This is a genomic window from Rurimicrobium arvi, assembly GCF_039540495.1.
In the GTDB taxonomy this organism is placed as follows: Bacteria; Bacteroidota; Bacteroidia; order Chitinophagales; family Chitinophagaceae; genus Rurimicrobium; species Rurimicrobium arvi.
In genome coordinates this window covers 863,717-882,525 of record NZ_BAABEZ010000022.1, presented here as the reverse complement: position 1 = coordinate 882,525, position 18,809 = coordinate 863,717, and the positions used below count along the sequence as shown (strand labels likewise).

At 48.3% G+C, this 18,809-nt stretch carries 19 protein-coding genes; 9 read left to right on the top strand and 10 right to left on the bottom strand.

What is annotated here, in order from left to right; translation table 11 throughout:
• Positions 1–6: 6 nt before the first annotated feature.
• Positions 7–456, top strand: a complete 450-nt coding sequence (smpB, locus tag ABD846_RS10640) for an SsrA-binding protein SmpB (RefSeq protein ID WP_344826474.1) — start codon at positions 7–9, stop codon at positions 454–456.
• Between the two features lie 9 nt (positions 457–465).
• Here smpB and ABD846_RS10635 read toward each other — a convergent pair whose 3' ends face one another.
• Together ABD846_RS10635 and ABD846_RS10630 are read right to left on the bottom strand one after the other, a co-directional pair.
• Positions 466–2,502, bottom strand: a complete 2,037-nt coding sequence (locus ABD846_RS10635) for a hypothetical protein (protein ID WP_344826471.1) — start codon at positions 2,500–2,502, stop codon at positions 466–468.
• 21 nt (positions 2,503–2,523) lie between these two features.
• Positions 2,524–3,516: an AAA family ATPase gene (locus tag ABD846_RS10630; RefSeq protein ID WP_344826468.1), complete on the bottom strand. Its 993-nt coding sequence runs from the start codon at positions 3,514–3,516 to the stop codon at positions 2,524–2,526.
• Between the two features lie 134 nt (positions 3,517–3,650).
• Here ABD846_RS10630 and pfkA point away from each other — a divergent pair, with 134 nt between their 5' ends.
• Positions 3,651–4,622: a 6-phosphofructokinase gene (pfkA, locus tag ABD846_RS10625; RefSeq protein ID WP_344826465.1), complete on the top strand. Its 972-nt coding sequence runs from the start codon at positions 3,651–3,653 to the stop codon at positions 4,620–4,622.
• Between the two features lie 2 nt (positions 4,623–4,624).
• On the opposite strand, the gene ABD846_RS10620 is transcribed toward pfkA, so the two are convergent.
• Genes ABD846_RS10620 through ABD846_RS10610 form a run of 3 tightly spaced genes read right to left on the bottom strand, consistent with a single transcriptional unit; the run spans position 4,625 to position 8,372 of the window.
• Entirely contained in the window at positions 4,625–6,505 is a 1,881-nt protein-coding gene (locus tag ABD846_RS10620) for an OmpA family protein (RefSeq protein WP_344826462.1), read from the bottom strand.
• Positions 6,506–6,546: 41 nt separating this feature from the next.
• On the bottom strand, positions 6,547–7,173 hold the full coding sequence (gene rsmG / locus ABD846_RS10615) for a 16S rRNA (guanine(527)-N(7))-methyltransferase RsmG (RefSeq protein ID WP_344826459.1): 627 nt from the start codon (positions 7,171–7,173) through the stop codon (positions 6,547–6,549).
• Positions 7,164–8,372 (bottom strand): glycosyltransferase, encoded by a 1,209-nt coding sequence (locus tag ABD846_RS10610; RefSeq protein ID WP_344826456.1) that lies wholly within the window; start codon positions 8,370–8,372, stop codon positions 7,164–7,166. Before ABD846_RS10610 ends, rsmG begins: the two co-directional genes overlap by 10 nt.
• Positions 8,373–8,390: 18 nt before the next feature.
• On the opposite strand from ABD846_RS10610, the gene ABD846_RS10605 reads away from it, so the two are divergent.
• The 3 genes from ABD846_RS10605 to ABD846_RS10595 all read left to right on the top strand — a co-directional run bounded on the left by ABD846_RS10605 (position 8,391) and on the right by ABD846_RS10595 (position 10,282).
• Entirely contained in the window at positions 8,391–9,047 is a 657-nt protein-coding gene (locus tag ABD846_RS10605) for a tetratricopeptide repeat protein (protein ID WP_344826453.1), read from the top strand.
• A 5-nt stretch (positions 9,048–9,052) separates the two neighbouring features.
• Positions 9,053–9,604 (top strand): hypothetical protein, encoded by a 552-nt coding sequence (locus ABD846_RS10600; RefSeq protein WP_344826450.1) that lies wholly within the window; start codon positions 9,053–9,055, stop codon positions 9,602–9,604.
• A 66-nt stretch (positions 9,605–9,670) separates the two neighbouring features.
• The gene (locus tag ABD846_RS10595) at positions 9,671–10,282 is read left to right on the top strand and encodes a superoxide dismutase (protein ID WP_344826447.1); all 612 of its coding nucleotides are present in this window, start codon (positions 9,671–9,673) and stop codon (positions 10,280–10,282) included.
• Positions 10,283–10,347: 65 nt separating this feature from the next.
• Here ABD846_RS10595 and ABD846_RS10590 read toward each other — a convergent pair whose 3' ends face one another.
• Complete coding sequence (locus ABD846_RS10590; protein ID WP_344826444.1) at positions 10,348–11,217, bottom strand: sigma-70 family RNA polymerase sigma factor; 870 nt, start codon at positions 11,215–11,217, stop codon at positions 10,348–10,350.
• Positions 11,218–11,487: 270 nt separating this feature from the next.
• Between ABD846_RS10590 and ABD846_RS10585 the strand changes: the two genes are divergently transcribed.
• Together ABD846_RS10585 and ABD846_RS10580 are read left to right on the top strand one after the other, a co-directional pair.
• Complete coding sequence (locus tag ABD846_RS10585) at positions 11,488–11,871, top strand: START-like domain-containing protein (RefSeq protein WP_344826441.1); 384 nt, start codon at positions 11,488–11,490, stop codon at positions 11,869–11,871.
• Positions 11,872–11,925: 54 nt separating this feature from the next.
• Entirely contained in the window at positions 11,926–12,273 is a 348-nt protein-coding gene (locus ABD846_RS10580; RefSeq protein ID WP_344826438.1) for a hypothetical protein, read from the top strand.
• Between the two features lie 56 nt (positions 12,274–12,329).
• On the opposite strand, the gene ABD846_RS10575 is transcribed toward ABD846_RS10580, so the two are convergent.
• On the bottom strand, positions 12,330–12,833 hold the full coding sequence (locus ABD846_RS10575) for a DUF1761 domain-containing protein (protein ID WP_344826435.1): 504 nt from the start codon (positions 12,831–12,833) through the stop codon (positions 12,330–12,332).
• Positions 12,834–13,062: 229 nt separating this feature from the next.
• Here ABD846_RS10575 and ABD846_RS10570 point away from each other — a divergent pair, with 229 nt between their 5' ends.
• Complete coding sequence (locus tag ABD846_RS10570) at positions 13,063–15,096, top strand: alpha-ketoacid dehydrogenase subunit alpha/beta (protein WP_344826432.1); 2,034 nt, start codon at positions 13,063–13,065, stop codon at positions 15,094–15,096.
• A gap of 113 nt (positions 15,097–15,209) precedes the next feature.
• Here the strand turns inward: ABD846_RS10570 and ABD846_RS10565 are convergent, their stop codons facing one another.
• The 3 genes from ABD846_RS10565 to ABD846_RS10555 all read right to left on the bottom strand — a co-directional run bounded on the left by ABD846_RS10565 (position 15,210) and on the right by ABD846_RS10555 (position 17,564).
• A complete protein-coding gene (locus ABD846_RS10565) occupies positions 15,210–15,416 on the bottom strand; it encodes a hypothetical protein (protein ID WP_344826429.1) in 207 nt (68 codons plus the stop codon).
• A 98-nt stretch (positions 15,417–15,514) separates the two neighbouring features.
• Complete coding sequence (gene asnS, locus ABD846_RS10560; protein ID WP_425568031.1) at positions 15,515–16,954, bottom strand: asparagine--tRNA ligase; 1,440 nt, start codon at positions 16,952–16,954, stop codon at positions 15,515–15,517.
• A gap of 40 nt (positions 16,955–16,994) precedes the next feature.
• Positions 16,995–17,564, bottom strand: coding sequence for an inorganic diphosphatase (locus ABD846_RS10555; protein WP_344826426.1), 570 nt, complete (start codon positions 17,562–17,564; stop codon positions 16,995–16,997).
• A gap of 390 nt (positions 17,565–17,954) precedes the next feature.
• Between ABD846_RS10555 and ABD846_RS10550 the strand changes: the two genes are divergently transcribed.
• On the top strand, positions 17,955–18,794 hold the full coding sequence (locus ABD846_RS10550) for a MotA/TolQ/ExbB proton channel family protein (protein WP_344826423.1): 840 nt from the start codon (positions 17,955–17,957) through the stop codon (positions 18,792–18,794).
• Positions 18,795–18,809 lie beyond the last annotated feature (15 nt).

Below are 18,809 nucleotides of genomic sequence, written 5' to 3'. Positions count from 1 at the left end.
CCCTCCTTGCAGTCCAGTGTTTTCATAAAGAATAAGCCTGCCACTTTTGAGTACGCCATAGAGGACAGGCTCAAAGCAGGTATTGTCCTTACCGGTTCGGAGATCAAATCGGTGAGAAACGGACGTGTGAGCTTTAATGACGCCTATTGCCTGTTTCACGACGGAGAGCTATGGCTTAAAAGCTTGTTTATCGGAGAATATGCAAATGCCGGTTACGCGAGCCATGCCACCACGCGGGAGCGTAAGTTACTGCTCACGAAAAAGGAATTGCGCAAGTGGGAGAATAAGATCAAAGAGAAAGGGCTTACCATTATTCCACTTTCCGTATTTACGAACGAAAAAGGTTACGCAAAGGTCGAAATCGGGCTCGGGCGCGGTAAGAAGCTGCACGATAAACGTGAATCGATCAAGAACCGCGAAGCGGAGCGGGATATAAAGCGCTTCCTCAAACGGTAATACTCCCGGCTATTTTTTTACTTCCTTCCTGATTGCTTTTTCTGCAGATTCTGTACCCCCGATATTGCACAGTCTGAGGGCAACATCTTTTCCTGCCTGCGTGGCATCTTTGTAGGAAAATGACTGCTCTTTTACGATGACGCGTCCCTGAGCGTCGATCAGCCGGTATTGCAGTTGTTTGCGATTGTTTTGTGTGTAGAAGCGTATGTCTGCATAGCAGGTATTGCTTCCGGCAGCTTCAAAATCAAAATTGCAGTTCTTCAATGCGGCAATCGCTGCCGCATCATTACCGGAAATACGCAGTCGCAAAGGCGCTTTCAATCCGCTGAACGGGACCAGCTGCGGATAACTGCGCATGAGTTCGTAAGTCCAGCGCGCGGCGGCTTTGGGTTCCTTTTCTTTCAGCGCACATTGGGCAAGCGCTTCGTAAGTCCTTGCGAGCAACAGTTGTTCATACTCTTTGTCTGTTGTCTGATCCTGCAATATCTGAAGCAACAGAGCCTTCGCTTCCTTCGTTTTGTCCTGTTTCAGTTTCAGCTTGGCAAGAAACAACCTGAAATATTTATCAACGGCTTTGCGCTTGTTTTCCTTCAGTTCCTTCTCGAACCGTTTGACAAAGAATGCGGTGCTGAAATCTTTAATCAGGAACCATACTTCATCCCATCCTACGGTGCTCTCCGAGCTGAACAATTTATATACAACGCGGTCGCGTTCCGGGTTTTCTGCGAACTGATTGATGATCAGGTATTGCAGCATCAGGCGCTCCCCGCTCAGTTTGCCGAGTTCGCCCAGCACAGAAGGGCTATACCACCAGTCTTTGTGTTCAAAACGCTGCAACTGTATTTCCTGCTCTTTCTGCATCAGGCGTTGCAGTTGTATGGAAAAGTCATAATGACTCTGACCGAGCGTTGTGCCGATGTGCAGTTCTTTGAATCCTGCCGCTTTTTCGAGTGCTTTGTTTGCGTTTGTAAGCTGACCATCGTACGCGAGCGCACGGGAAAGTGCTATGTTGTACCATCCGAAGCCGGGCGTGGATCCGTAGCCTTTGATCATGCCGTTGCATAATGCGACAGCATCTTTGGGAGCCGCTTTCCCGATGTCCAGGATGCTGGTGTAATAGGCCCATTCCTGCAATCGCTTATCGCCGGATTCCACTCCGGAAGCGATCGAATATTCTTTCGCAGCCTGACGGAAATCACCGCATACAGATTTGAAGTTGGCATAGTTGTTATGCGGGAGCGCATTATTGCGGCGCATCAATCCGAAATATTTTTCTGCCGAATCGATCTGCAGTGCATAAGAATACAGGATACACTTGTAATGATACACTCCCATTTTGTCGGCGACATCATAACCGGGCATGAACAGTCCGTCGTTGTATTTCCGGTTACGGGCAAGCATTTGCAGGCTGCTGTCCAGGTAGCGCATTGCGAGCGCTTCGTTTTCTTCCAGGGAACCTTTCAGGAAACTATATCTGGCATTGGTGTAAAAGCGATAGCGGTGTGTGATCCACGCAAGGAAATTATAAGGGTCCAGTATAAACTCTCTCTGGAATTTCCACTTCAAAGTCCTGCGCATCAGCGCAACAACTTTTTCAGGCTGCTCCGTATTGGCATAGCATTCACGCAGGGAATACCCGATACGCCCGTAATCCACCTGGTAATTGTACACCGGATAAAAGACCTGTATATTGGAAGAACGTGTGGACAGCTGTTTGCCGTAATCACGCTCCAACAGGTAAAGCGCCTTTTCGAGCGGCGCAATCGCGTTTTTATAACCTACATAATCCGCAGCATGATCCATTTTATAAATGCCTTCAAACATCCATCCCACATAATAAGAACTGTCGATCCGAAGAAATTCGCGCGAGCGGGGAAGCCCGTCTTCGCTGGTAGGATCAACTCCCGATCTTTTCGCGTCGATCTCATAACGTTGTGCTGCTTTCTGCAAAGCTTTGGATTGGGCGATGCCATCTGCAGGGAACACGAACGCGACTGCCAGTAAACAGGCGTACAGTAAGCGATATGAGCGGTCAGCTATTCTCATCTGTTATTGCGGGAATGCTGTTTATTGGTGGATTTTGAGGCGCGCGAGTCGCTCAGCTTCCTTACGGATCACCGATCTTAATGCCTGCTGGCGGCCTTCTTTATTTCGATATAAGAGACGATGGTCCAGTACGTCGAATGCGATTTCCTGTACATCATCCTCAATTACAAAGCTGCGGCCTTTTACCAACGCATAAGCCTGCAGGCAGCGTATGAAAGCAATGCCCGAGCGTGTGGAGGCGCCGAGCTGAATGTCATTGTGACTGCGGGTGTCACGGACAATGTTGCTTACTGCACGGATGATTTCTTCGTGAATGAATACTTCGCGTGCGCTCTGTTGCAGTTGCAGGATGTCTTCCAGCGAAAGTACCTGCTCCAGCGTTTCGAGGTTATGCGCGATGTTGAGGTAGTTGCGATAGATGTCCATTTCCGTTTGCTCATCCACATAACCGAAATAGATCTTCATAAAGAAGCGATCGAGTTGTGCCGCCGGAAGCGGGTAGGTGCCCTCCATTTCTATAGGGTTCTGCGTCGCAATCGTAAAAAATAACTGTTCCAGTGGATAGGTCGTATCGCCTACCGTGATCTGGTGTTCAGCCATACACTCCAGCAATGCGCTCTGCACTTTCGGTGAGGCACGGTTGATCTCATCGGCAAGCAGTATGTTACAGAACAGTGGGCCTTTTTTGAAGATAAACTCATTGTTCCTGTCGTCGAAGATATGGGTGCCGATCAGGTCCATCGGCAGCAAATCTGGTGTAAACTGAACCCTTTTAAAGGCTACGTGTGCTCCCTGATAATGACCGGCTATCGCCTGCGCCAGTGTTCTTGCCAGCACCGTTTTTCCGGTGCCGGGATTGTCTTCCATAAGAATATGCCCTCCGGCCAGCAGGCAGGTGATTACGCGTTCTACCTGCGCCTGCTTCCCCCGGATCACTTTGCTGATCTGTTGTGTCAGCAACTGAATTTTTTCAGTGGGAACATAAGGTGCGGATTCGTTTTGCATGAGCTCCATCGGAACAGTATGTTTAGGTTACAAGGTTACTTATTCTCAACATAAAACCGAAACGACGGCTGATAATATTTTTATAAAAGATTAGCGGATTGATTTCCGGCTGAATAGGTACTTTTAAGTTCAAAAGCAAAAGAATGAAACGTATCGGTGTAATGACATCCGGAGGCGACAGCCCGGGTATGAACGCGGCTATCCGGGCTGTGGTTCGGACGGCTATATATCATAAACTGGAAGTGGTCGGGATCAGGAGAGGGTACCAGGGGATGATTGATAATGATATGTCCGTGATGCAGACAACCGATGTGTCGAGTATTATACAACGGGGCGGGACCGTCCTTAAAACCGCACGCAGTAAAGATTTTATGACTCCCGAAGGGATGAAGCAGGCATACGATAATCTTCAGGCGCAGCACATCGACGGATTGGTTCTGATCGGCGGAGACGGTACGTTCCGTGGTGCCAACGCGTTCTTCGACCAGTATGCAATTCCTGCGGTGGGTTTGCCGGGTACGATCGATAAAGATCTCTCCGGAACGGATTTTACGATCGGTTTCGATACGGCAGTGAATACTGCTGTGGAAGCAATTGATAAGATCAGGGATACGGCTGATGCCCATAACCGCATTTTTGTGGTTGAGGTAATGGGGCGTGACGCCGGTTATATAGCCTTGTACAGCGGGTTGTCCTGTGGCGCGGAAGATATCCTGATACCGGAGCTGAAAACGGACATGGGAGAGGTGGTGACGCGTATTCTCGACGATAAGCGCCGTAAGAAAGACGTGCATATAATTGTGGTAGCAGAGGGTGATGATTTCGGAAATGCCGAAGCCGTGAAAGCCGTGCTCACCGATTCCGTTCCCGATGCAGATATACGTGTGTGTGTGCTGGGGCACATACAGCGCGGTGGGGCTCCCTCCATGGCGGACAGGGTGCTGGCCTCCCGTCTCGGATATGCTGCCGTAAATGCTCTGTTACGCGGAGAAAAGCAGGTGATGATCGGGCAGATCAATAATGAAATTGTAAGTACACCTTTTAAAGAAGTGGTGAAACAAAGCGCGCAGATCCCTGCAGATATGGCCGAAATGACAGTGGTACTTACGGCCTAGTATTATTCCATCCAGCGGATCACCAGCTCCACACGGCGATTCATATCCTGGTGTTCGGGACTGTCGTTCGGCAGGAGCGGACTCGCATCACCAAATCCTGTAGCGCTGATTACAGCCGGATCAAAGCCGCATTCAATGACGGCGGCTCTCACGTTGTTGGCGCGTATACTGGATTTCTCCGTATTGATAATCGGCGTTCCGCTGTTATCGGTAAAGCCGTTTGCAAAAATGCTGATGTCCGCTTTTCCTTTCCAGGAGGCTAAAGCGGTTTGGATCATGACCTTTTGAGAATCGCTGAGATCCGTCACGTTTTTCGCGAATTGCAGCAGCAGCAACAGGCTGTCGTAGCTGGGACGCACATAGCCATTCGGCAGTAATGCATAGTCGAAAGTGCACCATTGAGCGCATGCCGAATCAAAACGGAGGCTGCCGGTCACCGGACTGTAATTGAACGCGCGCACCTCATAATTAAAGTTCTTATGTAAGGGCAAGCTCATAAGGATACTGCCGTCGCCCTCATTGGCATGGTATTGCGCCACTTCGTTCCCCGACTCGTCCGTTATCGTTACAGAGCCTAATAAGGCAGGTTGATGACTTACGCTGTCGTAGATGCGGCAATAAGCAAACACGGTCGGTTCCGGACTCAGGTCTTTAGGCACCGTGGTATAATAAATGTCCGCACTGCCATCCCTGTCGCTCGACAGGTAAGCCTCCGAGCCGTCCGGCATTACATACAGCGAAAGTTCATTAGCTCCGGAGTTGATCGGTACACCGAGGTTTGTCAGGTCTTTCCATGACGAGTCATTGAGTTTCCTGGCGGCAAAAATGTCCGAACCTCCGAGGCCGGGATGCCCGTCAGATGCGAAGAATAGCGTTTTCCCGTCTGAGCTGATAAAAGGTGAAGTTTCATTTCCTGCCGTATTGATAGCCGGGCCAAGATTCACCGGTATCTGCCATAACCCATAGGCAAAACGCGTTACCCATATGTCCAGTCCGCCATGCCCCCCGGGACGGTCACTTACAAAATACATTTCGGTGATATCCGCAGAAAGGGAAGGCATGCCCTCATACGCGGGTGTATTGATTGTTGCGCCGAAGCTTTCTGCTGCCGACCAGGGCTGGTCATTTGCAGTTCTGTAAGCCAGATACAGATCGTATCCGCCACGTCCCCAGCCATTCTCCGAACGGTTGTCGCTACGCATGAAAAACAGGTAATGATCGTCTGCAGTTATGGTCATTGCCGACTCCTGTGCTGCCGTATTGGGAGGGTAGCCCATATTGCGTGCCGTAAACCATCCGCCGCAACTGTCGGGCTTAGCATAATAAAAGTCTTCATTGACGCCATTATTGCGGCGCGTAAAAAAAAGTGTTTGTTTGTCTGATGACAGCGATGGAAATATTTCTGCCATCGGAGTGTTGATACGCTGATCAAGTTTGTATACCCGGTTCGTATCCCGCGGAATGCTGTTGCGTATGGCTATGGTGGCGTCCGTGATGATCTTTTTTACCTCTTCGTTCTGAAACCCGCTGAACCTTGCCATAGTGATAGCGGAATCCGGCTTCCCCGCATGCAGGAATGCATTCGCGGCAGGCAGCGCAAATTTGGATTTGCCGGGAATTGCTGCCGCGGAAGAAAATAAACGCGCCGCACGCAGGTAAAGATGCGCATCGCAATACCAGGCCCCGAGACATTTGATCGCGTCCTCGTAAGCCGGATCTTTCTCTAAGGCAAGTTGTGCTGCATGAAAAGCTTTAGCAGTGTCTTTCCTGGACTTATACCAGTTCGCTTTATACAGGAGTTTTCCGGCACGACTGCTTGTCTGGGCTCGGGTCAGGCCAGGAAGAGAAAGGAGCACTAAACAGACGAATAGCAGCTTGCGCATCAAACGTCAAATCTATTTAAAAAAAAGGAGAAGGCATAACCTTACCTGGGTACATACACTACATACTTTTCGTCAAATCCGGGTTCGTCGAAAAGCATGTTTACCGGAAGCATGCGCGGCCGTAACCCGGATTCTGCAAATTCCTGGCTCAGATCACCACCTTTCAGGCAGATGAGCCCGTTTCCGTATTCCTCGCTCTGATGCCCGGTGCGCAATATCGGCTTTGCCCATTTCCACAGATCACCCAATGGCGCAACCGCCCTGGAAACGGCGAAATCAAATTTCCGGTCTTTAATATCTTCCACACGGGTATGCCGTACTTCCACATTCTTCAATCCGATGGCAGCTGCGATATCTTCAACCACTTTCAGTTTCTTGCCAATACTGTCGGCCAGCAGGAACCGTACATTCGGAAAAAAGATCGCCAGCGGAATGCCGGGAAAGCCGCCGCCGGTGCCGATGTCCACGATCTCGCATCCGTCGTTGAAATTGGCTGCGGCCGCGATGGCAAGGGAATGCAGGACATGTCTTTCGTAGAGGCTTTCTATGTCTTTTCGGGAGATTACATTGATCTTTTCATTCCAGTCGGAATATAGCTTTTGCAATGCGCCGAACTGAGCCAGTTGTGTCTCGGTGAAGTCAGAGAAATATTGCAGAATTATGTCCATTGTTTCTTGTTTTTGAAAAAGATGTAAGGGCTGAGCAGCAGGTGGTAAAGCAGCCACAGAAAATCCAGCAGCGGAAGTTTCAGGTTGATCCTTCTTTCGTGCAGATTGCTGGCGGCTGTCGACCATAAACTCCATGCAAATACACAGCGCAATAACATCATTGATGCTACCAGGTAGCCTAATCCGGCGCAATATAGCACGATAAAGCAAATCCACATAAGGCCATGTGAACCCGCGTACAGTGCAAGCAGCAACTGCACGGTCTTACGGTACAGTTTACCGGTAGATACATGTCTTTGTTTCTGAGCGATCCAGGATGTCACTGAATCGGGGGCATCGGAATAGGTGAATGTTTTCGGGTCTGCGATACAGGTGTAATTTTTCCTGTTGGCCGTAAGCCGGATGAGCAGATCATCGTCCCCGGAAGGAAGGAGGGACCAAAGCGGGTCTTGCTGGGCGCGCAACAGCAACGCCTTTTTGCAGGCGAGGTTGCGGCCTACAGCCATATACGGAATGCCGGATTTGCCGAATGTGGAGTACAGCAGAAACGTATGCAGTGTTTCCCAGCGGATAAATGAGTTCAGCAGGCCAGGATGATATTCATAAGCGCCATAGCCCGCTACAAGCTCTTTTCCCTGATTCAGTGGTGCACTCATAACAGAGGCCCACATATCTGAAGCCGGGTAACAGTCTGCATCGCACAGCAACAGATTTTCGTACTGCGCAACTGCGGCGCCGCGGCTCAAAGGATATTTTTTTCCGGGAAAGGTCCTTGGTTCTGCTTCGCTTACCGTAATAACCCTTAAATGAGGATGGGAGGCGGCAAGTGATGCAAGAAAGTCGGGGGTTTCATCCGTGGAACGGTCATTGACCACAATAATTTCCCAGTTGCCTGAATACTGCTGACTGAGCAAACGGGGAAGGCTGATCTGCAGCCGGTCGGCCTCATTGTGCGCACAAAGGATGATGCTGAGTCCGGACTGTTGCTCTGATTGCCAAGTTTTTTGGCTGCGGGTAGCTGCAGAACACCAGAGTATCCACAGGGAGAAAAGGGTCTGTATTGCCGTACAGACACAAAAGATGTAAAAAAGCAGCATCATCGCTTTGCAAAGAAACGAAATCGGGAGCGGATTGGGTGATATGATTGTGTTACGCGGATTTTCATCGTTTTCATCGAAATTACCGATTAACTTTGCCATCCATTTTATAGAGAAATCATGAATAGTAAATTAAGACATTTTATCGTTTTCAACCGACTTCCGATTGCCCTGTTGCTGATTGCGCTTGGTTTTTTGCTGGGCTTTAAAGTGACCTGGTGGATAGCCTGGATTCCCATGCTGGTCGCTGTACTGATGATCGTAGCGCATTTCATGATCGGCCCCATGTCGCTGATACAGACATATATCGAGACGGGAGATATGGACGGCGCGGCCAATCTGCTGGGGAAAGTGAAATATCCGAACCTGCTGTATAAGCCTGTACGTTCTTCTTATCATATGCTGCAGGCCAACCTTCACACGATGGGGGATGATCTCGAAAAAGCAGAAAGCAGTCTGCGCAAAAGCCTGGAGTCCGGCATCACGGAAAAAGGCTTTGAAGGGACGGCTTACCTGCAGCTGGGTGCCATCGCACAGAAAAAAGGTAATACGAAAGAAGCTTATGAAAATATCCGCAAGGCAATACAGCTGGGCCTGCCGGACAAAGATAACGAGGCGTCCGCTTACCTGCAGTTGAGTGCAATCAGCATGCAGCGCCGTGATTTCCGCGCTTCCAAGCAATATTTCGCCAAAGCGAAAGCCTGTAAAGCAACCAACGAACAGATCGTGGAGCAGATCAAAGAAATGCAGAAATACATCGCCCGGATGCCGGGATAAGCAGCATGCAGGAAATAGAACCATATTACAACTGGCGGCATCTGTACATGGCTGAGGAAGACGAAAGGTCTCCCTTCTATGGACGTACGTACAGCGAATTCGAATATTCGAATACCGTGTACAACTACTACATTCATCCTCAATGGGACGAATTCGGTTCGCGCACCCTCTACCTGAAAGTGCTGTATGCAGACTACGATTTTAATTTCGCGATTATCGAAATGATCGGGGAGTGGAACGATGCCATAGAGAACGACATCATGCAGCTCAAGCGGGAACTGATAGACGAGATGATTGCAAAAGGTATCCGTAAATTCATCCTGATACCGGAGAATGTACTCAATTTTCACAGCGACGACGTTGATTATTACGAAGAATGGCTGAACGATATCGCGGATGAAGGAGGATGGATCGTTGCCGTAAATATGCCGGCTTCCACACAGTACGATTTTACCCGGATGCACCTGGATCGCTATGTGCACTTAATGGATATCCCGAACTGGCGTACTTTCCAGCCACTCGATTTTTTTAACATGATCGATAACCGGATGTTATAGGCCACAAACAGCAAAGCGCTTACCTTTGAATCCGATAATTTTTCAAACAAAAAACCAATTATAGTTATGTCATTTACCTTACCTGAGCTGCCTTACAGCTACGATGCAATGGAGCCCGTTATTGATGCTGCAACGATGGAAATCCACCACAGCCGTCATCATAAAGCTTATGTAGATAACCTGAATAAAGCCCTGGAGGGATCTGCCGATGCAAATGCTTCGCTGGAAGACCTGATGCGCAATATCAGCAAGCACCCTGCTGCTGTACGTAATAACGGAGGTGGTCATTACAACCACTCGCTTTTCTGGCAGATCCTGCTGCCAAGCGGCAAGAGCAGCGCTCCAAGTGCAGCACTTTCCGAGGCAATCAATAAAGCATTCGGTTCTATGGATGCGCTGAAAGAAAAAATGAGTACCGCAGGTGCCACGCGCTTCGGAAGCGGATGGGCATGGCTGTGTGTGAACGATCAGAAAGAGCTGGCGGTATGCTCTACGCCAAACCAGGACAATCCGCTGATGGACGTTGCCGAATGTAAAGGAACGCCTGTTTTGGGTATTGATGTTTGGGAACACGCTTACTACCTGAAGTATCAGAACAAACGCCCAGATTACCTGGCTGCCATCTGGTCTGCTATTAACTGGGAAGAAGTGAGCCGCCGCTATGAAGCTGCACTGTAAGCTGACTTTTAAGTATAAAAAAGCCCTGCATGTTGTATGCAGGGCTTTTTGATTTTTGTAATAGTTTAGTTGCCGAGGAATGCTTTTAATAGTTCACAACGATTGGTGGAGCGCAGCTTGAGAATAGCTTTATCCTTTATCTGACGTACGCGTTCGCGGGTCAGGTTGAAACGCTCTCCGATATCTTCAAGGCTCAGCGCATTTTCCACGCCTATGCCGAAGTAATATTTCAATACGGCGCGCTGACGCTCTGTAAGCGCGCTCAACGAACGCTCGATCTCACAACGGAGTGAATCATTATGAGCGATCTCATTATCAGTAGAAGATGCGTTGGGGTTTTCGAGTACATCGAGCAGGCAGTTTTCCTCACTGTCCGAAAATGGCGCATCTACAGAAATATGACGGGATGCAACACCCAGGGTTGTTTCGATCTCTTCGATCGGGAGGTCAAGCAACTCCGCGAGTTCTTCCGTGGAAGGCTCTCTTTCGAATTCCTGCTCCAGTTGTGAGTAAGCTTTAATGATTTTATTGGAAAGGCCTACCTTATTCAGCGGCAGGCGCACAATGCGTGATTGCTCGGCGAGTGCCTGGAGGATAGACTGGCGGATCCACCATACTGCATAGGAGATAAATTTAAAACCACGCGTTTCGTCAAAGCGTTGGGCCGCTTTTATCAGGCCCAGATTGCCTTCATTGATCAGGTCTGAAAGCGACAATCCCTGATTCTGGTATTGCTTGGCTACAGACACCACAAAACGGAGGTTCGAATTTGTGAGTTTTTCAAGCGCTTTCTGATCTCCCTGCTTGATTCTGATAGCCAGCTGCACTTCTTCTTCAGGGGTTATAAGATCAACCTTTCCGATCTCCTGCAGGTACTTTTCAAGCGATTGGCTTTCCCGGTTGGTGATCGACTTTGTGATTTTAAGTTGCCGCATTGACATAGTGTGGTTGTTTGGTTTTAGTTTTAGAAAATCGTTGTTATCAATGATTTTTCACGGTATTTCCTGGTAGGGTCTAGCAAATCTATGTATCCTATATTTAATAACCAAAATTAATTAAGGAAGAATTAACACGCGCCAGCACTGGATTTGCTGCGTTTTGAAGATTGCTTGTGTTTTTTTTAGGCTTTTTTATTTTGAATTCTCAGCCCTTTTTCTATTATTGCACCACGTCAGTTGTAATCAGACAATACGTATATCGACCTTATGAAGCAATCCAAAATTATGTACACGCTGGAGTTCCCGATTCGGTGCTCCCCTCAGATATTATTCGAATTTATTGCAACACCTGTTGGATTGCAGGAATGGTTTGCAGATGAAGTGAATCAACGCGAGAATCAATATAGTTTTTCCTGGAACGGTGCAGTGGATTATGCCGAACTGCTTGAGGAGTTCGAAAACGAATACGTTCGTTTTCGCTGGGAGTATTACGGTCCGAACGAGTTTTTTGAATTCCGTATCGAACAGAGTCCTGTAACCAACGAAACAATTCTGAAGATCACCGACTTTGCAGACAAAAATGAGCTGAAAGATGTAGAGCGTCTGTGGACGCAACAGGTAGGCGAACTGAAACATCGTATCGGAAGTTAGGTCCGGTGCCGGATAGATTAAGAATGGCTCTTTACGGGCATTAATTGATTAGGTATGTTATTTCTTTTGTTAGCCATCGTCTCCGTGAGTCTCAGTAACGCCCGGAGAGCTTCGGCTAAGGGATTGAATCCCGGAGTATGGGGCGGACTGACCTCGCTGATGTTTATTGCGGGTCTGTTTCTTGCCTGTACAGTACTTTGTTTTATTATCCTCGTGCAACATCCTGCGATGATGGAACTGGTTCAGAAAAATGATCGCGCAATGCTGGGGCAGATGGTCAATAAGCTGTTTGAGCAGCACGACCTGCTTTATGTAAGTTTGATATTCGGCGGGGGATTCGGAGGATACCTGATCGTCCGTTACCTTCTGGAAAGAAAAAAGCCTTTGTCCGACACTCAGTAAAAATAAAAACGCCCGAATTACATCGGGCGTTTTTGCTATTATTTGTTCTGACTGTACTATTTCCATGCGCAAAGCACACCGCCCATAAGCGCGAACGAAATGGCCCAGTAGCCGAGATGGATCCATACGTATTTCCATGACTTTCGCTCGAACATGGCGTTAATGCCGATGATCGGCAATACCAGGAAAACAGAACTCAGGATTCCATGGAATGCGCCGTGCTTGAATGTCCGGAATTCAGAACCGTATCGGGTCATGATCGTCTGATACAGCGCGCCGGTTTCGGTGGAAGGATTCGCCAGATCCTGCTGATGATGGGCAAACAGAGATCCGATGTGGAACTGATGGATCACGAGCATTTGCAGCGCCAGCGCCAGCATAAAACTGAATACAAACGACAGGCTGAAAATGACGGCCATATTCGCTCCTTTCATTTTCTCTTCATTCATCCCGGATTCTCTCATCCAGGCATTGCCGACCACTTTGGGATTATACCAGATAAAGCCCATAATCATCGGGATAAGTGCTGCTGCCAGCACTGCAATAAAATTGATTTGCATAAAATTTAAAGGGTTGATTGGCGGCTAAAGTAACAGGCGGAACCCATTACATAAATATTATTGTAAAAAATCCCCCCGTTTTTCCCCCCTTTTGTGATAAGAGCATTCCGGAGCTCATATACAAAATACCCGAAACTGAGTTTTGACAGGCATTCGTGCTTATTTTTGCGGACTCAAAAGCAGCTCTTCCGGAGCGTTCCATACCATTCCAATGCTAACCAAAGATACAATGCTAAAAGCCTACCGGCTGATGATGTCGGCCCGGGCTATGGCAGAAACCTACGAAGCAAACCGTCCGATATGTAAATATGTGCACAGCACGTCCAGAGGTCACGAAGCGATTCAGCTTGCTACCGCGATGTTATTGCACCCCGACGACTGGGTTAGTCCGTACTACCGCGACGAAAGCCTTATGCTGGGAATGGGTTGGCGCCCCTACGAACTGATGCTGCAATTGCTGGCCAAAGCAGATGATCCTTTTACCGGCGGAAGAGCGTACTACAATCACCCTAACAGTCGCCGTGAAGCGTTTCCCAAAATTATCCACCAGAGCAGTGCGACAGGCATGCAGGCAATACCGACAACCGGCGTAGCCCAGGGGATAAAATACCAGGAAACACAGGGCCTGAAGGACTATAAGCTGCCTCCTGTAGTGATCTGCTCACTTGGAGATGGCAGTGTCACAGAAGGAGAAGTAAGCGAAGCGTTTCAGTTTGCCTGCCTGCATCAGCTTCCGGTAATATACCTGGTTCAGGATAATGACTGGGGGATATCCGTAAGCAGCGACGAGGCCCGCACTATGAATGCGTTTGAATATGCTGCAGGATTCAAAGGTCTGGAGCGCGTACAGGTGGATGGCAGCGATTTTGAAGATGCCTACAAAACGATGGAATACACCATTGATTGGGTGCGTAAAGAACGTAAACCGATCCTGGTGCATGCCAAAGTGCCTTTGCTCGGGCATCACACTTCCGGAGTACGTAAAGAATGGTATCGTACGGAAGAAGACCTCGCGAAGCACATGGCTAAAGACCCGGCTCTGAAGCTCCGTAAGAAGCTTTTATCCAAAGGCATTACGGAAGCACAACTCGATGCGATCGAGGCAGAGGAAAAAATAAATATCGAACAGCAGTTTGCGGAAGCGGTCGCTGCACCGGAACCTGATCCCGCATCCGTGACGGATTTCGTATTTGCGCCAACCCCCGTAACGGAAGAGCGTGGCGTACGTACACCGGCCGGTAAGGAGAAAGTAATGATGGTGGATGCAGCATTGCACGCTATTGAGGAAATATTACACACACATCCCAATGCCTTGTTTTACGGTCAGGATGTAGGGCGCAGACTTGGCGGCGTATTCCGCGAAGCAGCCACGCTCGCCGATAAGTTCGGCGATGAACGTGTATTCAACACCGCGATCCAGGAAGCTTATATCATTGGTTCCACAATCGGGATGAGTGCATTAGGACTGAAACCTATCGTGGAAGTTCAGTTTGCCGATTATATCTATCCTGCAATCAATCAGCTCGTAACCGAGATCAGCAAATCCTGCTACCTGAGTTGTGGAAAGTATCCCGTCTCCTGCGTGTTGCGCGTGCCAATCGGTGCGTACGGCGGCGGCGGTCCTTACCATAGCGGAAGTGTGGAGAGCACGATTGCTACAATTAAAGGCATCAAGATCGCTTATCCTTCCAACGTCGCGGATATGAAAGGTTTGATGAAAGCGGCACTGCTGGATGGCAATCCCGTGGTCATGCTGGAGCATAAAGGCCTTTACTGGAGCAAGGTTCCGGGAACTGAAGAAGCGCGTATGCCAGAGCCGGATGCGGATTATGTATTGCCGTTCGGTATTGGCAACGTTGTATGCGAAGCCGACACTGAAGCCGTGGAAAACGGCGAGTCGATCTGCGTGATCACTTACGGAATGGGCGTGTATTGGGCAAAAAATGCCGCCAGGAAGTTTCCCGGAAGAGTTGAGGTGGTGGACTTACGTACGATTTACCCCTGTGACGAAACATTGGTATTCAATACGGTGAAGAAGCACGGGAAGTGTCTCGTGCTTACCGAAGAGCAATTACGCAACTCATTCTGTGAGGCACTGGCGGGGCGCATCGCGCAAAACTGCTTTGCGAGCCTCGACGCACCCGTGCAGACAATGGGAGCTTTGGATCTGCCTGCAGTGCCGATGAATATGGGACTGGAAGCGGCTATGCTGCCTAATGTGGATAAGGTGGCAGAAAAAATAGAGTGGTTGCTGAACTATTAAGCCGATACTTTTTACAGCACTCCCGGCATTTTGCCGGGAGTTTTTTTATGCAATTTTGGAGCAAAAAAAAACCTCAAACCGAAGTTTGAGGTTTTTTAAAAACAATCTTAAGACTATTTCAGTTTGCAAGAACCGCCAAGGATTGCATATTGAGTGCTCAATGCATTACACATGTCTTCAGCTTCAGATTTCTTAACTTTTTTCTCAGTTTTTACATCTGTAGTCTGACCTGCAGCTGTACAAGTACAAGTGTACTCTTTCTTGCAGGAAGTCAGGGAAATCAGGCCCAAAGCGGCGATAGCGAAAATAACTTTTTTCATTTTGTTTGTTTTGTTTAAATAGTTAACGTTAATGCCGCAAAAATATAAGCTTTGTTTTGAAATTCAAAAATATTTTAGGCTTTTTTTGGCGTATCGGATTAAAATTCCGCGTTTTTGGGTGTGCGCGGGAAAGGAATTACGTCGCGTATATTCGTCATACCTGTGACAAACAGCACGAGGCGCTCAAATCCTAATCCGAAACCCGCATGCGGAGCGGTTCCGAAGCGGCGTGTATCCAGATACCAGTACATTTCTTCCGTAGGAATATGCATTTCTTTCATGCGCTGTTCCAGTTTGTCCAGGCGTTCTTCCCGCTGGCTGCCGCCGACAATTTCCCCTATACCCGGAGCCAGAATATCCATTGCCGCAACGGTTTCCTTTCCCGCCTCGCAGTTGTCGTCCTGGCGCATGTAGAATGCTTTGATCGATTTGGGATAATTGGTCACGATCACCGGCTTTTTGAAGTGCTTCTCCACCAGGTAGCGTTCATGCTCGCTTTGCATATCAATACCCCAGGATACTTCGTATTCAAACTTCTTCTTTTTGTAATGCGGACTCTGCAGCAGAATGCTGATTGCTTCTGTATAAGTAATGCGTTCGAAATCGTTGTTGGCAACAAACTCCAGCTTTTCGATCAATCCCATTTCACTGCGCTCCTGTTGCGGTTTCTGTTTTTCCTCATCGATGAGTCGGGTCGCAAGGAATTCCAGGTCTGCACGGTTGTGTTCCAACGCGAATCGAATGACGTACTTGATGAAGTCTTCCGCCAGATCCATATTCTCTTTCAGGGTGTTGAAAGCCACTTCGGGTTCTACCATCCAGAATTCAGCCAGGTGACGTGCGGTGTTGGAGTTTTCGGCGCGGAATGTTGGTCCGAAAGTATATACTTCACCTAAAGCCATGGCAGCAAGCTCTGCCTCGAGTTGCCCGCTTACAGTAAGATTGGTGCTCTTGCCGAAAAAGTCTTCTTCAAAATTCACACTGCCATCCTCGTTTCTCGGCGGATTGTCGAAGGGCAGGGTAGATACGCGGAACATCTCGCCGGCACCCTCTGCATCGCTTGCGGTGATGATGGGTGTATGCATATAGACAAAGCCACGCTTCTGAAAAAATTCATGTATGGCAAAGGCAAGCGAGTGGCGGACTCTGAATACCGCACCGAAAGTATTGGTGCGGAAGCGCAGGTGGGCTTTTTCTCTCAGGAATTCCAGGCTCGGACGATTCTTGAGCTGTAGCGGGTATTCATCACCGGGACATTCGCCCAGCACTTCAAGTTTTGTTACTTTAATTTCTACTTTCTGCCCTTTACCCTGCGATGGAATTACAGTACCTTCCACACTTACGGCAGCGCCATTGCCTATTTTGCGAATCAGCTGTTCGTCCGTGTCCAGATCAATGACTGCCTGAACGCTATCCATACAGGAGCCGTCATTGATAGCAATAAACTGATTATTGCGGAAGCTGCGGACCCAGCCTTTCACAATTACGGAATAGTTTACCTGATCTGAAGTGAGGATTTCTTTGATTTTCGTTCGCACGGGTTGAATATTTTAATCGTAAAGTAAATATCAGTAAAATTTACAGCGATACTGCTCCGGAAAGAAATTTTTCCGCGTAATCGTTAATGCTGTGCTGGAGGATTTTTTTAGCGAGACGCGCGCCCTGGAACTCTTCGATCTTCACTTCTTTTTCCTCAAGGCGTTTGTACTCTTCAAAGAAATGACGCATCTCCGCAATGAAATGAGGAGGGAGTTCGGAAATATCATTGATGTGTTTCACGCTCATATCATTTGCACACACCGCAATAAGTTTATCGTCGGCCTCGCCCTGATCCAGCATACGCATCACACCGATCACCTTCGCTTCCACGAGGCACATAGGCTGCATGTCGATCTGGGAAATCACCAGGATGTCCAGAGGGTCTTTGTCATCGCAATAGGTGCGGGGTATGAAGCCGTAGTTGGCAGGATAATAAACGGAAGAGTAAAGTACACGGTCCAGTTTCAGCATGCCAGTATCTTTGTCCAGTTCGTATTTGGCGCGTGAACCTTTGGGGATTTCGATAATCGCGTTTACGGTTTCAGGAACATTGCTGCCATAGCTTACTGAATGCCAGGGATTAAAGTTGATGTTTTTAGAAAGATCCATTGTCGTCATAATGGGCGCAAAGGTAAGAAAGAAAAACAGCGCCCCGCGCGCTTTTTTACGAAAAATGCATTGCTGCTGAACCATCGCGGCGCCGGCAGCACGGTGCGCTCGCTTATACAGGACAAGTGTCGGGAAAATGTCCGGAGAGGTTTCCTTAAGGGTATTATAAAAGCCTTGTTTTGTGCCCGGACAATAAAAGTCTTCAGACAGCGTTACTACCTTCTGTAACAGGGTTTCAGCAGTAGATAAGCATTCAATATTAACTGTGTAATAATTTTTCAGGCAAAAATTGTTTTTTGTCACCCGCCCTATATCTTTGCAAGCATCAAAACTGTTTCGTACAAACCAGAATAATAAACGAATAAAACCAAAAATTAAAAAACAACAATTATGGCAGAAGTAAAAACAGCCGCTCCGAAGACAGCGAACACGGGTAACGCAGGTAAACCGAAGAATACCAGTGGATTCATGATCAATCTTCTTTTCGTGCTCGGAGCAGTAGCTTTGGCACACATTATTTTCTATGTGGTTTTCGGTAACCAGTCTCACTTCCTGGACGAGCACAAGCACAAAGCAAAAGACTTCATGGGTACTTTGTACACCGGTGGATGGGTTGTGCCGATTCTGATGTCCACATTGTTCGTTCTGATCATTTTCATTATCGAGCGCGCCCTGTGTATCATGAAAGCTAAAGGTAAAGTACCTGCCGGCGAGTTTGTACGTAAAGTGCAATACCACCTGGCCAACAAAAATATCGACGCTGCACTGGCTGAGTGTGATAAACAATCAGGTTCTGTTGGAAACGTAATGAAAGCCGGTCTGCTCAAATACCGCGAAATGACCAACAACCATGAACTGGATAAAGAGCAGAAAGTACTGAGCATTCAGAAAGAAATCGAAGAAGCTACAGCGCTGGAACTGCCTATGCTTGAGAAAAACCTGGTGTTCCTTTCCACGATCGCTTCCGCTGCAACCCTCCTGGGATTGTTCGGTACCGTATTGGGTATGATCCGTTCTTTCGCTGCGATGAATACTTCCGGTTCTCCTGACCCGGCTGCGCTCGCAGGTGGTATCTCTGAGGCGCTGTTGAATACCGCTACAGGTATCGGTACATCTTTCATCGCGATCATTATGTATAACTTCTACACTACTATCATCGACGGAATCACTTTCGGTATCGATGAGAGCGGCTTTACTTTGACTCAGAGTTTCGCTGCCAACTATAAATAATCGTCTTCCGGGGAA

Bases quoted from the DNA above. Each gene is read 5' to 3' on its own strand.
- ABD846_RS10630 (WP_344826468.1), bottom strand. From the start codon at position 3,516: ATGGAGCTCATGCAAAACGAATCCGCACCTTATGTTCCCACTGAAAAA.
- ABD846_RS10595 (WP_344826447.1), top strand. From the start codon at position 9,671: ATGTCATTTACCTTACCTGAGCTGCCTTACAGCTACGATGCAATGGAG.
- ABD846_RS10590 (WP_344826444.1), bottom strand. From the start codon at position 11,217: ATGCGGCAACTTAAAATCACAAAGTCGATCACCAACCGGGAAAGCCAA.
- ABD846_RS10555 (WP_344826426.1), bottom strand. From the start codon at position 17,564: ATGGATCTTTCTAAAAACATCAACTTTAATCCCTGGCATTCAGTAAGC.
- ABD846_RS10565 (WP_344826429.1), bottom strand. From the start codon at position 15,416: ATGAAAAAAGTTATTTTCGCTATCGCCGCTTTGGGCCTGATTTCCCTG.
- ABD846_RS10550 (WP_344826423.1), top strand. From the start codon at position 17,955: ATGGCAGAAGTAAAAACAGCCGCTCCGAAGACAGCGAACACGGGTAAC.
- ABD846_RS10580 (WP_344826438.1), top strand. From the start codon at position 11,926: ATGTTATTTCTTTTGTTAGCCATCGTCTCCGTGAGTCTCAGTAACGCC.
- ABD846_RS10620 (WP_344826462.1), bottom strand. From the start codon at position 6,505: ATGCGCAAGCTGCTATTCGTCTGTTTAGTGCTCCTTTCTCTTCCTGGC.
- rsmG (WP_344826459.1), bottom strand. From the start codon at position 7,173: ATGGACATAATTCTGCAATATTTCTCTGACTTCACCGAGACACAACTG.
- ABD846_RS10610 (WP_344826456.1), bottom strand. From the start codon at position 8,372: ATGGCAAAGTTAATCGGTAATTTCGATGAAAACGATGAAAATCCGCGT.
- ABD846_RS10585 (WP_344826441.1), top strand. From the start codon at position 11,488: ATGAAGCAATCCAAAATTATGTACACGCTGGAGTTCCCGATTCGGTGC.
- ABD846_RS10575 (WP_344826435.1), bottom strand. From the start codon at position 12,833: ATGCAAATCAATTTTATTGCAGTGCTGGCAGCAGCACTTATCCCGATG.
- pfkA (WP_344826465.1), top strand. From the start codon at position 3,651: ATGAAACGTATCGGTGTAATGACATCCGGAGGCGACAGCCCGGGTATG.
- ABD846_RS10635 (WP_344826471.1), bottom strand. From the start codon at position 2,502: ATGAGAATAGCTGACCGCTCATATCGCTTACTGTACGCCTGTTTACTG.
- ABD846_RS10605 (WP_344826453.1), top strand. From the start codon at position 8,391: ATGAATAGTAAATTAAGACATTTTATCGTTTTCAACCGACTTCCGATT.
- ABD846_RS10600 (WP_344826450.1), top strand. From the start codon at position 9,053: ATGCAGGAAATAGAACCATATTACAACTGGCGGCATCTGTACATGGCT.
- ABD846_RS10570 (WP_344826432.1), top strand. From the start codon at position 13,063: ATGCTAAAAGCCTACCGGCTGATGATGTCGGCCCGGGCTATGGCAGAA.